General features: G+C 71.5%; 13 protein-coding genes. 12 read left to right on the top strand and 1 reads right to left on the bottom strand.

The features are described 5' to 3' along the window. The 12 genes from ACFVT1_RS28005 to ACFVT1_RS27950 all read left to right on the top strand — a co-directional run bounded on the left by ACFVT1_RS28005 (window position 1) and on the right by ACFVT1_RS27950 (window position 15003). Complete coding sequence (locus tag ACFVT1_RS28005) at window positions 1-1287, top strand: dihydroorotase (RefSeq protein WP_389800332.1); 1287 nt, start codon at window positions 1-3, stop codon at window positions 1285-1287. Continuing rightward, window positions 1284-1865 carry a hypothetical protein gene (locus ACFVT1_RS28000; RefSeq protein ID WP_389800331.1) on the top strand — a complete coding sequence of 194 codons (582 nt, stop codon included), beginning with the start codon at window positions 1284-1286 and terminating at the stop codon, window positions 1863-1865. Before ACFVT1_RS28005 ends, ACFVT1_RS28000 begins: the two co-directional genes overlap by 4 nt. Continuing rightward, on the top strand, window positions 1862-3019 hold the full coding sequence (gene carA, locus ACFVT1_RS27995) for a glutamine-hydrolyzing carbamoyl-phosphate synthase small subunit (RefSeq protein WP_389800329.1): 1158 nt from the start codon (window positions 1862-1864) through the stop codon (window positions 3017-3019). The genes ACFVT1_RS28000 and carA overlap by 4 nt, the downstream gene beginning before the upstream one ends. Beyond that, a complete protein-coding gene (gene carB / locus ACFVT1_RS27990) occupies window positions 3012-6320 on the top strand; it encodes a carbamoyl-phosphate synthase large subunit (protein ID WP_389800327.1) in 3309 nt (1102 codons plus the stop codon). Before carA ends, carB begins: the two co-directional genes overlap by 8 nt. Before the next feature lie 56 nt (window positions 6321-6376). After that, the gene (locus tag ACFVT1_RS27985) at window positions 6377-7486 is read left to right on the top strand and encodes a quinone-dependent dihydroorotate dehydrogenase (RefSeq protein ID WP_389800326.1); all 1110 of its coding nucleotides are present in this window, start codon (window positions 6377-6379) and stop codon (window positions 7484-7486) included. Continuing rightward, window positions 7483-8322, top strand: a complete 840-nt coding sequence (pyrF, locus tag ACFVT1_RS27980) for an orotidine-5'-phosphate decarboxylase (RefSeq protein WP_389800324.1) — start codon at window positions 7483-7485, stop codon at window positions 8320-8322. Before ACFVT1_RS27985 ends, pyrF begins: the two co-directional genes overlap by 4 nt. 244 nt (window positions 8323-8566) lie before the next feature. Further along, window positions 8567-8890: an integration host factor gene (locus ACFVT1_RS27975; protein WP_389800322.1), complete on the top strand. Its 324-nt coding sequence runs from the start codon at window positions 8567-8569 to the stop codon at window positions 8888-8890. Window positions 8891-8928: 38 nt separating this feature from the next. Then, the gene (gene gmk, locus ACFVT1_RS27970) at window positions 8929-9546 is read left to right on the top strand and encodes a guanylate kinase (RefSeq protein ID WP_389800320.1); all 618 of its coding nucleotides are present in this window, start codon (window positions 8929-8931) and stop codon (window positions 9544-9546) included. A gap of 94 nt (window positions 9547-9640) precedes the next feature. Next, complete coding sequence (gene rpoZ / locus ACFVT1_RS27965) at window positions 9641-9913, top strand: DNA-directed RNA polymerase subunit omega (RefSeq protein ID WP_003970369.1); 273 nt, start codon at window positions 9641-9643, stop codon at window positions 9911-9913. Window positions 9914-10045: 132 nt separating this feature from the next. After that, window positions 10046-11248, top strand: coding sequence for a bifunctional phosphopantothenoylcysteine decarboxylase/phosphopantothenate--cysteine ligase CoaBC (coaBC, locus tag ACFVT1_RS27960; protein WP_389800318.1), 1203 nt, complete (start codon window positions 10046-10048; stop codon window positions 11246-11248). Window positions 11249-11491: 243 nt separating this feature from the next. Then, on the top strand, window positions 11492-12715 hold the full coding sequence (gene metK, locus ACFVT1_RS27955) for a methionine adenosyltransferase (protein WP_362205722.1): 1224 nt from the start codon (window positions 11492-11494) through the stop codon (window positions 12713-12715). A gap of 143 nt (window positions 12716-12858) precedes the next feature. Next, window positions 12859-15003: a primosomal protein N' gene (locus ACFVT1_RS27950; RefSeq protein WP_389800316.1), complete on the top strand. Its 2145-nt coding sequence runs from the start codon at window positions 12859-12861 to the stop codon at window positions 15001-15003. Between the two features lie 129 nt (window positions 15004-15132). Here the strand turns inward: ACFVT1_RS27950 and ACFVT1_RS27945 are convergent, their stop codons facing one another. Further along, the gene (locus tag ACFVT1_RS27945; RefSeq protein WP_389800314.1) at window positions 15133-15681 is read right to left on the bottom strand and encodes a hypothetical protein; all 549 of its coding nucleotides are present in this window, start codon (window positions 15679-15681) and stop codon (window positions 15133-15135) included. Between the last annotated feature and the right edge of the window lie 32 nt (window positions 15682-15713).

Genomic DNA, 15713 nt, shown 5'->3' with positions numbered 1-15713 from the left:
ATGAGCAAGATCCTTATCCGCGGCGCGAAGATCCTCGGCGGCGAACCCCAGGACGTCCTGATCGACGGTGAGACCGTCGCGGCGGTCGGCACCGGCATCGAGGCCGGCGACGCGAGCGTCGTCGAGGCCGAGGGCCGGATCCTGCTGCCCGGCCTGGTCGACCTCCACACCCACCTGCGCGAGCCCGGCCGCGAGGACTCCGAGACCGTCCTCACCGGGACGAAGGCGGCGGCCGTCGGAGGCTTCACGGCCGTGCACGCCATGGCCAACACCTTTCCCGTCGCCGACACCGCCGGTGTCGTCGAGCAGGTCTGGCGGCTCGGCAAGGAATCCGGCTACTGCGACGTGCAGCCGATCGGCGCCGTCACCGTCGGCCTGGAGGGCAAGAAGCTCGCCGAGCTCGGCGCCATGCACGATTCGGCCGCCGGAGTGAAGGTCTTCTCCGACGACGGCAAGTGCGTCGACGACGCGGTGATCATGCGCCGCGCACTGGAGTACGTGAAGGCCTTCGACGGTGTCGTCGCCCAGCACGCCCAGGAGCCCCGTCTCACCGAGGGCGCCCAGATGAACGAGGGCGTCGTCTCCGCGGAACTCGGCCTCGGCGGCTGGCCCGCCGTCGCCGAGGAGTCGATCATCGCCCGAGACGTCCTCCTCGCCGCCCACGTCGGCTCCCGGGTGCACATCTGCCACCTGTCGACCGCCGGCTCCGTGGAGATCGTCCGCTGGGCCAAGTCCAAGGGCTGGAACGTCACCGCCGAGGTCACCCCGCACCACCTGCTCCTCACCGACGAGCTCGTACGGTCCTACGACCCCGTCTACAAGGTGAACCCGCCGCTGCGCACCGAGGCCGACGTCACGGCCCTGCGCGAGGCGCTCGCCGACGGCACCATCGACTGCGTCGCCACCGACCACGCCCCGCACCCGCACGAGGACAAGGACTGCGAGTGGGCCGCCGCCGCCATGGGCATGGTGGGCCTGGAGACCGCGCTCTCCGTCGTCCAGCAGACGATGGTCGACACCGGCCTCATCGACTGGGCGGGCGTCGCCGACCGGATGTCGTTCCGCCCGGCCGCCATCGGCCGTCTCGACGGACACGGCCGGCCCGTCTCGGCCGGTGAGCCCGCCAACCTCACCCTGGTCGATCCGGCTTACCGTGGTGTCGTGGACCCCGCGGGCTTCGCCTCCCGCAGCCGCAACACTCCGTACGAGGGCCGCGAGCTGCCGGGGCGAGTCACCCACACCTTCCTGCGGGGCCGTGCCACGGTCGTCGACGGGAAGCTCGCGTGACATCACTGACCCCCCTGCACCTCCAGCTCGCCGCCGAGCAGAAGTCGGCCGAAGTGACCGACTGGTCCGCTCGCATCAGCTGGGTCGTCGGACTGATCGTCCTCATCGCCTTCGTCTACTGGCTGATGCGCCAGGGATGGAAGTGGCGGGGGAGCCTCCAGTCCGGTCTGCCGGAACTCGGCTCCACCCCGGAGGGCTTCGCGGACGGCGAGAAGCTGCTGACGCTGACCGGCCGCTACCACGCCTCGACGACCGCCGGGCAGTGGCTCGACCGGATCGTCGCCCACGGCCTCGGCACCCGCAGCCGCGTCGAGCTCACCCTGACCGACCAGGGACTCGACGTCGTACGACCCGGGGCGGCCGACTTCTTCGTCCCGGCCGCCGCACTGCGCGAGGCCAGGCTCGACAAGGGCATCGCCGGCAAGGTCCTCCCCGAGGGCGGCCTGCTGATCATCACCTGGGCGCACGGCGACAAGCTGATCGACTCCGGATTCCGCTCCGACCGCTCGGCCGAGCACCCGGCCTGGGTCGAGGCCATCACCCATCTCACCAGCACTACGGAAGGCACCGCACGATGACGATCTCCAAGCCGGGGAACGCCTCGCAGAGGGCAGGAGGGGCTCCCGCCGTACTCGTCCTGGAGGACGGCCGCGCCTTCCGCGGCCGTGCCTACGGGGCCGTGGGGGAGACCTTCGGCGAGGCGGTGTTCTCCACCGGCATGACCGGCTACCAGGAGACGCTGACCGACCCCTCGTACCACCGCCAGGTCGTCGTGATGACCGCCCCGCACGTCGGCAACACCGGCGTGAACGACGAGGACCCCGAGTCCGGACGGATCTGGGTCTCCGGCTACGTCGTCCGCGACCCCGCCCGGGTGCCCTCCAACTGGCGCTCGCGGCGCTCGCTCGACGAGGAGCTGGAGCGCCAGGGTGTTGTCGGCATCAGCGGCATCGACACCCGCGCCCTCACCCGCCACCTGCGTGAGCGCGGCGCCATGCGCGTCGGGATCTTCTCCGGCGACGCCGTCGCCGACGAGGCCGCGCTGCTGGCCCGTGTCCAGCAGGCCCCCGAGATGGTGGGCGCCGACCTCTCCGCCGAGGTCGCCACCAAGGAGGCGTACGTCGTCCCCGCGATCGGCACGAAGAAGTTCACCGTCGCCGCGATCGACCTCGGCATCAAGGGCATGACCCCGCACCGGATGGCCGAGCGCGGCATCGAGGTGCACGTACTGCCCGCCACTGCCACGCTGGAGGAGGTGTACGCGGTCGAGCCCGACGGCGTCTTCTTCTCCAACGGACCCGGTGACCCGGCCACCGCCGACCACCCGGTCTCCGTGATGCGGGGCGTCCTGGAGCGGAAGACCCCGCTCTTCGGCATCTGCTTCGGCAACCAGATCCTGGGCCGCGCCCTCGGCTTCGGCACCTACAAGCTGAAGTACGGCCACCGCGGCATCAACCAGCCCGTGCAGGACCGCACGACCGGCAAGGTCGAGGTCACCGCGCACAACCACGGCTTCGCCGTCGACGCCCCGCTCGACAGGGTGTCCGACACGGAGTTCGGCCGTGCCGAGGTCTCCCACGTCTGCCTGAACGACCAGGTCGTCGAGGGGCTCCAGCTCCTCGACCAGCCCGCCTTCAGCGTCCAGTACCACCCCGAAGCAGCCGCCGGCCCGCACGACGCCGCGTACCTCTTCGACCGCTTCGTTTCCCTGATGGAGGGCCAGCGTGCCTAAGCGCTCCGACATCCAGTCCGTCCTGGTCATCGGCTCCGGCCCGATCGTCATCGGCCAGGCCGCCGAGTTCGACTACTCCGGCACCCAGGCCTGCCGCGTCCTCAAGGCCGAGGGCCTGCGCGTCATCCTGGTCAACTCCAACCCGGCGACGATCATGACCGACCCGGAGATCGCCGACGCCACCTACGTCGAGCCGATCACCCCCGAGTTCGTCGAGAAGATCATCGCCAAGGAGCGCCCCGACGCGCTCCTGCCCACGCTGGGCGGCCAGACCGCGCTCAACACCGCGATCTCCATGCACGAGAACGGTGTCCTGGAGAAGTACGGCGTCGAGCTCATCGGCGCCAACGTCGAGGCCATCAACAAGGGCGAGGACCGCGACCTCTTCAAGGGCGTCGTCGAGGCCGTCAAAGCGAAGATCGGCTACGGCGAGTCCGCCCGCTCGGTCATCTGCCACTCCATGGACGACGTCATCCAGGGCGTCGACACCCTCGGCGGCTACCCCGTCGTCGTCCGCCCGTCCTTCACCATGGGCGGCGCCGGCTCCGGCTTCGCGCACGACGAGGACGAGCTGCGCCGGATCGCCGGACAGGGCCTCACGCTCTCGCCGACCACCGAGGTGCTCCTGGAGGAGTCCATCCTCGGGTGGAAGGAGTACGAGCTGGAGCTGATGCGCGACAAGAACGACAACGTCGTGGTCGTCTGCTCCATCGAGAACTTCGACCCGATGGGCGTCCACACGGGCGACTCGATCACCGTCGCCCCGGCGATGACGCTCACCGACCGCGAGTACCAGCGGCTGCGCGACATCGGCATCGCGATCATCCGCGAGGTCGGCGTCGACACCGGCGGCTGCAACATCCAGTTCGCCATCGACCCGGCCGACGGCAGGGTCATCGTGATCGAGATGAACCCGCGCGTCTCCCGCTCCTCGGCGCTCGCCTCGAAGGCCACCGGCTTCCCGATCGCCAAGATCGCCGCCAAGCTGGCCGTCGGCTACACGCTCGACGAGATCCCGAACGACATCACCGAGAAGACCCCGGCCTCCTTCGAGCCGACCCTCGACTACGTCGTCGTCAAGGCCCCGCGGTTCGCCTTCGAGAAGTTCCCCTCCGCCGACTCCACCCTCACCACCACCATGAAGTCCGTGGGCGAGGCCATGGCGATCGGCCGGAATTTCACCGAGGCGCTCCAGAAGGCGCTGCGCTCCCTGGAGAAGAAGGGCTCGCAGTTCTCCTTCACCGGTGAGACCGGCGACAAGGCCGAGCTGCTGGCCGAGGCGGTCCGCCCGACCGACGGCCGGATCAACACCGTCATGCAGGCGATCCGGGCCGGCGCCACCCAGGAGGAGGTCTTCGACGCCACGAAGATCGACCCCTGGTTCGTCGACCAGCTCTTCCTGATCAAGGAGATCGCCGACGAGCTGGCCGCCGTCGACAAGCTCGGCCCCGAGCTGCTCGCCGAGGCCAAGCGGCACGGCTTCTCCGACGCCCAGATCGCCGAGATCCGCGGTCTGCGCGAGGACGTCGTACGCGAGGTGCGGCACGCGCTGGGCATCCGCCCGGTCTACAAGACCGTCGACACCTGCGCCGCCGAGTTCGCCGCGAAGACGCCGTACTTCTACTCCAGTTACGACGAGGAGAGCGAGGTCGCGTCCCGCACCAAGCCCGCGGTGATCATCCTCGGCTCCGGCCCCAACCGCATCGGCCAGGGCATCGAGTTCGACTACTCCTGCGTCCACGCCTCCTTCGCGCTGAGCGACGCGGGCTACGAGACCGTGATGGTCAACTGCAACCCGGAGACCGTCTCCACCGACTACGACACCTCCGACCGCCTGTACTTCGAGCCGCTGACGCTGGAGGACGTGCTGGAGATCGTGCACGCGGAGACCCTCGCGGGCCCGGTCGCCGGTGTCATCGTCCAGCTCGGCGGCCAGACCCCGCTGGGTCTGTCGCAGGCGCTCAAGGACAACGGCGTGCCGGTCGTCGGCACGTCCCCGGAGGCGATCCACGCCGCCGAGGACCGGGGCGCCTTCGGCCGCGTCCTGGCCGAGGCCGGGCTGCCGGCCCCGAAGCACGGCACCGCCACCACGTTCGACGAGGCCAAGGCCATCGCCGACGAGATCGGCTACCCCGTCCTCGTGCGCCCGTCGTACGTGCTCGGCGGCCGCGGCATGGAGATCGTGTACGACGAGGCGCGGCTCTCCTCGTACATCGCCGAGTCCACCGAGATCAGCCCCACCCGGCCGGTCCTGGTCGACCGCTTCCTCGACGACGCGATCGAGATCGACGTCGACGCGCTCTACGACGGCACCGAGCTCTACCTCGGCGGCGTCATGGAGCACATCGAGGAGGCCGGCATCCACTCCGGCGACTCCGCCTGCGCACTGCCTCCGATCACGCTCGGCGGCTACGACATCAAGCGGCTGCGCGCCTCCACCGAGGGCATCGCCAAGGGCGTCGGCGTCCGCGGGCTGATCAACATCCAGTTCGCGCTCTCCGGGGACATCCTGTACGTCCTGGAGGCCAACCCCCGCGCCTCGCGCACCGTCCCCTTCACCTCGAAGGCGACGGCGGTCCCGCTCGCCAAGGCCGCCGCCCGCATCTCGCTGGGGGCGACCGTCGCCGAGCTGCGCGCGGAGGGACTGCTCCCGGCGAACGGCGACGGCGGCACCCTGCCGCTCGACGCGCCGATCTCCGTCAAGGAGGCCGTCATGCCGTGGTCGCGCTTCCGCGACATCCACGGCCGCGGCGTCGACACCGTCCTCGGCCCGGAGATGCGCTCCACCGGTGAGGTCATGGGCATCGACTCGGTCTTCGGCACGGCCTACGCCAAGTCGCAGGCCGGCGCCTACGGCCCGCTGCCGACCAAGGGCCGCGCGTTCATCTCGGTCGCCAACCGCGACAAGCGTTCGATGATCTTCCCGGCGCGTGAACTCGTCGCCCACGGCTTCGAGCTGCTCGCCACCTCCGGCACCGCCGAGGTCCTCAAGCGCAACGGCATCAACGCCACGATCGTGCGCAAGCAGTCCGAGGGCGTGGGCCCGCAGGGCGAGAGGACCATCGTCCAGCTGATCCACGCCGGCGAGGTCGACCTGATCGTCAACACGCCGTACGGCACCGGCGGCCGCCTCGACGGCTACGAGATCCGCACCGCCGCCGTGGCCCGGTCCGTGCCGTGCCTGACGACGGTCCAGGCGCTCGCCGCCGCCGTGCAGGGCATCGACGCGCTCAACCACGGAGGCGTCGGCGTCCGCTCCCTCCAGGAACACGCGGAACGTCTGACCGCGGCCCGCGACTAGCAGACCGGCAGGGGGACACCGGAAACGGTGTCCCCCTCTCTGTGAGGACACCCCCGATGTACGCATTCTTCTTCCAGCTGGTCTTCCGGCGGATGGACCCGGAGCAGGCGCACCACCTGGCCTTCGGCTGGATCCGCCTCGCGGCCCGCATCCCCGTGCTGCGCACCTTCGTCGCCGCCGTGCTCGCCCCCCGCCACAAGGAGCTGCGCACCGAGGCCTTCGGCCTGCGGATGCACGGCCCCTTCGGCCTCGCGGCCGGCTTCGACAAGAACGCCGTCGCGATCGACGGCATGTCGATGCTCGGCTTCGACCACATCGAGATCGGTACGGTCACCGGCGAGCCGCAGCCCGGAAACCCCAGGAAGCGCCTCTTCCGCCTCGTCCCGGACCGCGCGCTGATCAACCGCATGGGCTTCAACAACGAGGGCTCGGCCGCCGTGGCCGCCCGGCTGGCCGCCCGCAGGCCGGTCTTCAGGACCACGGTCGGCGTCAACATCGGCAAGACCAAGGCCGTGACCGAGGCCGAAGCGGTCGGCGACTACGTGAAGTCCACCGAGCGGCTCGCCCGCCACGCCGACTACCTCGTGGTGAACGTCTCCTCGCCCAACACGCCCGGCCTGCGCAACCTCCAGGCGACCGAGGCGCTCCGGCCGCTGCTCGGCGCCGTGCGCGAGGCGGCCGACCGGTCCGTCACCGGCCGGCGGGTCCCCCTGCTCGTCAAGATCGCCCCGGACCTCGCGGACGAGGACGTCGACGCGGTCGCCGATCTCGCGGTCGAGCTGGGGCTGGACGGCATCATCGCCACCAACACCACCATCGCCCGGGACGGCCTCGGCCTGAAGTCCTCGCCGTCCCTGGTCGAGGAGACCGGCGGGCTGTCCGGCGCGCCCCTCAAGGCACGCTCCCTGGAGGTCCTCGGCCGCCTGTACGCGCGGGTGGGCGACCGGATCACCCTGGTCGGTGTCGGGGGCGTCGAGAACGCCGAGGACGCCTGGCAGCGCATTCTCGCCGGGGCCACGCTCGTCCAGGGCTACAGCGCCTTCATCTACGAGGGCCCGTTCTACGCCCGGGCGATCCACAAGGGCCTGGCCGCGCGCCTGGCCGCATCCCCGTACGCCACCCTCGCCGAGGCCGTCGGCGCAGCGACCAGGAAGGCCACCGCATGATCCCGGAACCGTTCGGCGCACGTCTGCGCCGGGCCATGGACACCCGCGGGCCGCTCTGCGTCGGCATCGACCCGCATGCCTCGCTCCTCACCGCCTGGGGCCTGGACGACGACGTCGCGGGTCTGGAGCGGTTCACGCGCACCGTCGTCGAGGCCCTGGCGGACCGGGTCGCGGTGCTCAAGCCGCAGTCCGCGTTCTTCGAGCGCTTCGGCTCGCGCGGCATCGCCGTGCTGGAGAAGGCCGTCGAGGAGGCGCGGGCGGCCGGCGCACTCGTCCTGATGGACGCCAAGCGCGGCGACATCGGCTCCACCATGGGCGCCTACGCGGCGACCTATCTGGAGAAGGGCTCGCCGCTGTTCTCGGACGCGGTCACCGTCTCGCCGTACCTCGGCTTCGGGTCGCTGCGTCCGGCGCTCGACGCGGCGGTCCTCTCCGGTGCGGGCGTCTTCGTGCTCGCCCTGACCTCCAACCCGGAGGGGGCTCAGGTGCAGCGCGCCACCGCCGCCGACGGCCGCTCGCTGGCCCAGCTGATGCTCGACCACATGGCCGCCGAGAACGAGGGGGCGACTCCGCTCGGCTCCGTCGGCGCGGTGGTCGGTGCCACGCTCGAGGACGCGGGTGTGAATCTCGCCATCAACGGCCCGCTGCTCGCCCCCGGGATCGGTGCCCAGGGGGCGACGCCCGCCGATCTGCCCGGTGTCTTCGGCGAAGCCGTGGGCAATGTGGTGCCCAGTGTGAGCCGCGGGGTGCTGAGCCGGGGACCGGACGTGGCGGGGCTGCGCGCGGCAGCCGAGCGGCTCGCGGACGAGGTCCGGACGGCCGTCGCAGGTACATGACCATGCCATGTAACAGGGCGTTGACTGAATCCTGACCAAAAATCTCGGTTGTTATGCCTGAAATGTCCTGGTCGGCTGAGGCTGACCAGGACTTTTCGTTGGTTCTCGCTGACTCGGGCGGCCTTGGCCGCTAGTCTCCGTCGAGAGCCGACGTACGCACGTTGTCCGTCGCTCACCTGGTGTGGAGCGTCCAGCTTCCTCACCGGTCCGTATCCGACAGATCGACATCCGAGGTGACGTAGGCGTGGCTCTTCCGCCCCTTACCCCTGAACAGCGCGCAGCCGCGCTCGAAAAGGCCGCCGCGGCTCGCCGGGAGCGGGCCGAGGTCAAGAATCGACTCAAGCACTCCGGCGCCTCCCTCAACGAGGTCATCAAGCAGGGCCAGGAGAACGACGTCATCGGGAAGATGAAGGTCTCCGCCCTCCTGGAGTCCCTGCCGGGCGTGGGCAAGGTCCGCGCCAAGCAGATCATGGAGCGGCTCGGCATCTCCGAGAGCCGCCGGGTCCGGGGTCTCGGCTCCAACCAGATCGCATCCCTGGAGCGCGAGTTCGGCGACAAGGCCGCCTGACGTTCTCAGGCACTCCTGAGAACCTGGATAATCGCTCCATGGCTGCAACATCCCGGGGGACGTCCCCCGTACCCCCGGACGTACGTCCGCGGCTGACCGTGCTCTCCGGCCCCTCGGGGGTCGGCAAGAGCACGGTCGTCGCCCATATGCGCAAGGCCCACCCCGAGGTATGGCTCTCGGTGTCGGCGACGACCCGCAAGCCGCGTCCCGGTGAGCGCAACGGTGTCCACTACTTCTTCGTGGACAACGACGAGTTCGACAAGCTGATCGCCAACGGCGAACTGCTGGAGTGGGCCGAGTTCGCGGGCAACCGGTACGGCACGCCGCGCCGCGCCGTGCTCGACCGCCTGGAGGCGGGCGAGCCGGTGCTGCTGGAGATCGACCTCCAGGGCGCCCGGCTGGTCCGGCAGTCGATGCCGGACGCCCGGCTCGTCTTCCTGGCTCCGCCGAGCTGGGAGGAACTGGTCCGCCGGCTCACCGGCCGCGGGACCGAGTCCGCCGAGGTGATCGAGCGCCGCCTCGCCGCCGCCAGGATCGAACTGGCCGCCGAGTCCGAGTTCGATGCGACACTGGTCAACACCTCCGTCGAGGACGTGGCCCGTGAGCTGCTAGCCTTGATGCTGGAGGTTTCCGGCCACCGTGCCGGCGGTGAGTGACGCGGCCGACGCACACGCACCACGGAACCACGCACCACGGAACTCCGCACTGTCAAAGATTTCTTTGACCTTTACCCCCTTCGGAAGGCAGAGAGTGTCCTCTTCCATCACCACGCCCGAGGGCATCATCAACCCGCCGATTGATGAGCTCCTCGAGGCCACCGACTCGAAGTACAGCCTCGTGATCTACGCCGCCAAGCGCGCGCGCCAGATCAACGCGTACTACTCGCAGCTCGGCGAGGGTCTCCTGGAGTACGTCGGTCCGCTCGTCGACACCCACGTGCACGAGAAGCCGCTCTCGATCGCGCTCCGCGAGATCAACGCGGGCCTGCTCACCTCCGAGGCCATCGAGGGCCCCGCGCAGTAAGCAGGAGCAGCACCTTCACCACAGGCCCGGCGGCTGCGGCAGCCGGGCCTGTGGTGTGTCCGGGGCGACGGCATCGGACCGGGCGCGGTGAGGCAGCATGGGGGTGTTCGTATCCGAGTGCGGGGAGACGCAGTGGACAAGCCGAAGGTCGTTCTGGGGGTCAGCGGGGGCATCGCCGCGTACAAGGCGTGCGAGCTGCTGCGCAGGCTGACCGAGTCCGGTCACGACGTGCGCGTCGTCCCGACCGGGTCGGCGCTGCACTTCGTGGGGGCGGCCACCTGGTCGGCGCTCTCGGGGCACCCGGTCTCCACGGAGGTCTGGAACGACGTCCACGAGGTGCCGCACGTCAGGATCGGACAGGGCGCCGACCTGGTCGTCGTCGCTCCCGCCACCGCCGACCTGCTCGCCAGGGCCGCCCACGGTCTCGCCGACGACCTGCTCACCAACACGCTCCTGACCGCCCGCTGTCCGGTCGTCTTCGCGCCCGCCATGCACACCGAGATGTGGGAGCACCCCGCCACCCGGGAGAACGTCGCCACGCTGCGCCGCCGCGGCGCCGTCGTCATCGAGCCCGCCGTCGGCCGGCTCACCGGGGTCGACACCGGCAAGGGCCGGCTGCCCGACCCCGGGGAGATCTTCGAGGTCTGCCGCCGGGTGCTGGCCCGCGGGCCCGTCGAGGCCGACCTGGCCGGCCGCCACGTCGTGATCAGCGCGGGCGGTACGCGCGAGCCGCTCGACCCGGTGCGCTACCTCGGGAACCGCTCCTCCGGCAAGCAGGGCTACGCCCTGGCCCGCACCGCGGTCGCCCGCGGCGCCCGGGTCACCCTCATCGAGGCCAACACCGCCCTGCCCGACCCGGCCGGCGCCGACGTCCTGCACGCAGGGACCGCCGTACAGCTGCGCGAGGCGGTGCTCAAGGCCGCCGCGGACGCCGACGTGGTCGTGATGGCGGCGGCGGTCGCCGACTTCCGGCCCGCCGCGTACGCGACGGGGAAGATCAAGAAGAAGGACGGCCAGGAGCCCGCGCCCATCGAGCTCGTCCGCAATCCCGACATCCTCGCCGAGGTCGCCGGTGAACGCGCCCGGCCGGGCCAGATCGTCGTCGGATTCGCCGCCGAGACCGACAACGTCCTCGCCAACGGCCGCGAGAAGCTGCGCCGCAAGGGCTGTGATCTCCTCGTCGTCAACGAGGTGGGGGAGCGCAGGACCTTCGGCTCCGAGGAGAACGAAGCGGTGGTGCTCGCGGCCGACGGCGGTGAGACCCCGGTGCCTCACGGCCCCAAGGAGGCGCTCGCCGACACGGTCTGGGATCTCGTGTCGTCGCGATTCGCGTGAAATTCTCGTTTCTTGTCTTCGCAGCGGCCGAAACCCTTGAAATATGGGCGTAAATGGCTTTCTCGACCGACGATTTCCGTACAGCTGAGGACCGTGCGACAGGTCACAGAACTCCCAAAGGGCGAGACACGCTGTCCGCCGAAGGAAAGCGACCGATAAACTGACCTGCGGACGGTGTCGGGCGCAGCTCCCGGCCGTCCGCCAAATGATCAGCCAGCAGCCGCTGCAACCCCAGGGAGCGATGTGTCCCGCCGTCTCTTCACCTCGGAATCTGTCACCGAGGGCCACCCCGACAAGATCGCTGACCAGATCAGCGACACCATCCTCGACGCACTGCTCCGTGAGGACCCCCGGTCCCGCGTCGCCGTCGAGACCTTGATCACCACCGGTCTGGTGCATGTTGCGGGTGAGGTCACGACCAAGGCCTACGCCGACATCCCGACCCTCGTACGCAACAAGGTTCTCGAAATCGGCTACGACTCCTCCAAGAAGGGCTTCGACGGCGCCTCCTGCGGCGTCTCGGTGTCCATCGGTGCGCAGTCGCCCGACATCGCACAGGGCGTCGACACCGCGTACGAGAAGCGGGTCGAGGGTTCCGCCGCAGGTGAAGAAGGGGACGACCTCGACAAGCAGGGCGCTGGCGACCAGGGCCTGATGTTCGGCTACGCCTGCGACGAGACGCCCGAGCTCATGCCGCTCCCGATCCACCTCGCGCACCGGCTCTCGCGCCGGCTCTCCGAGGTCCGCAAGAACGGGACCATCCCGTACCTGCGCCCGGACGGCAAGACGCAGGTCACCATCGAGTACGACGGCGACAAGGCCGTCCGTCTCGACACGGTCGTCGTCTCCTCGCAGCACGCCAGCGACATCGACCTCGACTCGCTGCTCGCGCCCGACATCCGCGAGTTCGTCGTCGAGCACGTGCTCGCGCAGCTGGTCGAGGACGGCATCAAGCTGGACACCGACGGCTACCGGCTGCTGGTCAACCCGACCGGGCGCTTCGAGATCGGCGGCCCGATGGGCGACGCCGGTCTGACCGGTCGCAAGATCATCATCGACACCTACGGCGGCATGGCCCGCCACGGCGGCGGCGCCTTCTCGGGCAAGGACCCGTCGAAGGTCGACCGCTCCGCCGCGTACGCCATGCGCTGGGTCGCCAAGAACGTCGTCGCCGCGGGCCTCGCCGCCCGTTGCGAGGTGCAGGTCGCGTACGCGATCGGCAAGGCCGAGCCCGTCGGCCTGTTCGTCGAGACGTTCGGCACCGCCGCGGTCGAGACCGAGAAGATCGAGCACGCCATCGGCGAGGTCTTCGACCTCCGCCCGGCCGCGATCATCCGCGACCTCGACCTGCTGCGCCCGATCTACGCCCAGACCGCGGCGTACGGCCACTTCGGCCGCGAGCTGCCCGACTTCACCTGGGAGCGCACGGACCGCGTGGACGCGCTGCGTACCGCGGCCGGGCTGTGACGACCTGGGTGTCGTAAGCCTGCCGCTCTCCGTCTGTACGCCGGGGCCCGGACACCGCACGCGGTGTCCGGGCCCCGGCGCGTGCGGCCGCCGGTGCGCTCGCGCCGGGGCCGCTGTCCGTGGTGTCTGGTAGGAATTTGGCTGTGAGCAGCGACAACGAGCGGTCCGAGGACCCCGGGAGCGGGGCCCCGGAGCAGCTTGCGCTGATTCGGGAGACGGTGCGCAAGGCCAAGGTGCCGCGGGCGAAGCCGCGGACGTGGCGCGGCGCCGCACTCGCCGAGGAGCTGCCCGTCGCCCGGGTGCTGGTCAACAAGGGCGTGCTCCATCTCGACCAGTACTTCGACTATGCCGTCCCCGAGGAGCTCGACGCCGCCGCACAGCCCGGCGTGCGGGTGCGGGTGCGATTCGGAGCCGGGGCACGCAATGTCCGCGGCGGCCGGCGCGAGGGCGGCGGGCTGATCGACGGGTTCCTCGTCGAGCGGCGCGCCGAATCGGACTACACGGGTGCCCTCGCCGCGCTCGCCTACGTCGTATCGCCCGAGCCGGTGCTGGGACCGGAGCTGCTCGCCCTCTCGCGGGCCGTCGCGGACCGCTACGCGGGCAGTCTCGCCGATGTGCTGCAACTCGCCGTGCCCCCCAGGAACGGACGGGCCGAGGCCAAGCCCTCGCCCGAGCCGCTGCCCCCGCCGCCCGCCCCGTCGGCGGGCAGCTGGGAGAGATACGCACAGGGGCCCGCGTTTCTGCGGGCCCTGGCCGAGGGCGGTGCGCCCCGCGCCGTCTGGACGGCGCTGCCCGGCCCGCACTGGCCCGAGGAGATCGCCAGGGCCATGGCCGCGACCCTCGCCTCCGGGCGCGGCGCACTCGTCGTCGTGCCCGACGGCCGGGGGGCGGGGCGGGTCGATGCCGCGCTGACCGAACTGCTCGGCCGGGGGCGCCACGCACTGCTGACCGCAGACTCCGGGCCGGAGAAGCGGTACCGGGAGTGGCTCGCCGTGCGGCGGGGCTCCGTGCGGGCGGTCGTCGGAACGCGGGCCGCGATGTTCGCGCCCGTCGCCGACCTCGGACTGGTCGCCGTCTGGGACGACGGTGACTCCAGCCACAGCGACGACAACGCCCCCTTCCCGCATGTGCGCGAGGTACTCGAACTACGGGCCGCGCACGGCCGGTGCGCGTTCCTGCTCGGCGGTACGAACTGCACGGTGGAGGCCGCCCAGCTGGTGGAGAGCGGCTGGGCGCTGCCGCTGCGCGCGGACCGGGAGCAGCTGCGGACGGCGGCGCCCCTGGTGCGTACCGTCGGCGACGGGGAGCTGGCACGGGACGGGGCCGCGCGGACGGCCCGGCTGCCCAGTCTGGCCTGGCAGACCGTGCGGGACGGGCTGCGCAGCGGCCCCGTCCTCGTCCAGGTGCCGCGCCGCGGATACGCGCCCCGGCTGGCCTGCGAGCGCTGCCGTGAACCCGCTCGGTGCCGGCACTGCGCCGGGCCGCTTCAGGCGCCGGACCAACGGGATCTCGACTGCGCCTGGTGCGGACGGGCCGAGACCGCCTGGTACTGCGTCGCCTGCGGCTCCCAGCGGCTGCGGGCCCAGATCGTCGGCGCCCGCCGCACCGCGGAGGAGCTGGGCCGGGCGTTCCCCGCCGTGCCGGTACGGACGTCCGGCCGCGACCACATCCTGGACTCGGTGCCGGACGTGCCGGCGCTGGTCGTCAGTACCCCGGGCGCCGAACCCGTTGCCGAGGGCGGCTACGCGGCGGCGCTGCTGCTCGACGGGTGGGCGATGGTCGGCCGCCCCGACCTGCGGGCCGGCGAGGAGGCGTTGCGCCGCTGGACGGCCGCGGCCTCGCTGGTACGGGGCCGGCCGGAGGGCGGCACGGTGGTGGTCGTCGCCGAGCCGACCCTGCGGGCGGTGCAGGCCCTGGTGCGCTGGGACCCGGTCGGACACGCCCGCCGTGAGCTGGCGGAGCGGGCCGAGCTCGGCTTTCCGCCGGTCTCCCGGATGGCCTCGGTAACCGGTTCGCCGGAGGCGCTCGCCGCGTTTCTCGCGGCGGCCGAACTGCCGCCGCAGGCCGAGGTGCTCGGCCCGGTCCCGGTGCCGGGCACCGAACCCGGCAGACCTCGCAGGCCCGGGGACGCGCCGCCGGGGGAGTCGTGGGAGCGGGTGCTGCTCAGGGTGCCTCCGGGGAACGGGGCGGCACTCGCGGCCGCGCTGAAGGCGGCGCAGGCGGCGCGGATGTCCCGGGGGAGCGGCGAGCAGGTCCGGATCAGGGTGGACCCGCCGGACATCGGGTGACGACGCGTGGACGGGCACGTGGCGCGGGCCGGACGCGGTGCGGCCGGTGGCCACCAGGCGGCCGGGCCGCCCTCGATGCGGCTGCCCCGCCGTGCGTCGGGCGCGGCGGGGCAGGGACGGACGAGGGGGTCAGCCGTTGCGTGGGCTGGGGAAGGCGCCGGGGCGCAGATCCTCGCGCAGTGACGGGCGGTCCGCCAACGGCTGCGGGGGCATGGAGCGCGCGGCGGGTACGGCGGGCAGCGTCGGCGCGCCGGTGGAGCCGGGCGCCATGGGCAGGGGGCGCGGCACCGCGGTCTCCGCGGCGGTGTCGGCCGGCCCCGGCTGCCGGGCGTTGCGGCGGGCGCCGTAGCGGCGGTGCACCGCCTGTTTGGTGACCCCGAGCGCGGAGCCCACCGCGTCCCAGGAGAAGCCCAGCGAGCGGTCGAAGTCCACCGCCGCGGTGACCAGGGTCTCGACGCTGTCGCGCAGCTCCTGGGCCAGCCTGACCGTGGGGGCCGGGGCCCTGCCGTAGACGACGAAGCCCGTGGACGGGCCGGAGCGGCGCGGACGGTAGACGTTGCCGAGTTGGGCGGTGAGCGTGCGCAGTGCGTCCACCTGCCGCCGGACCCGCTCGATGTCCCGCACCAGCAGATGCAGGCTGGCCCTCGCTTGGGCGTCGTGGGTTGCGTGGTCGGCCATGAAGAAGCCTCTCGAACCGGCGTTGAAAGGGA

This window comes from Streptomyces sp. NPDC057963 (genome assembly GCF_042887155.1).
Lineage (GTDB): Bacteria > Actinomycetota > Actinomycetes > Streptomycetales > Streptomycetaceae > Streptomyces.
This window is presented reverse-complemented; position numbering and strand designations above follow the sequence as displayed.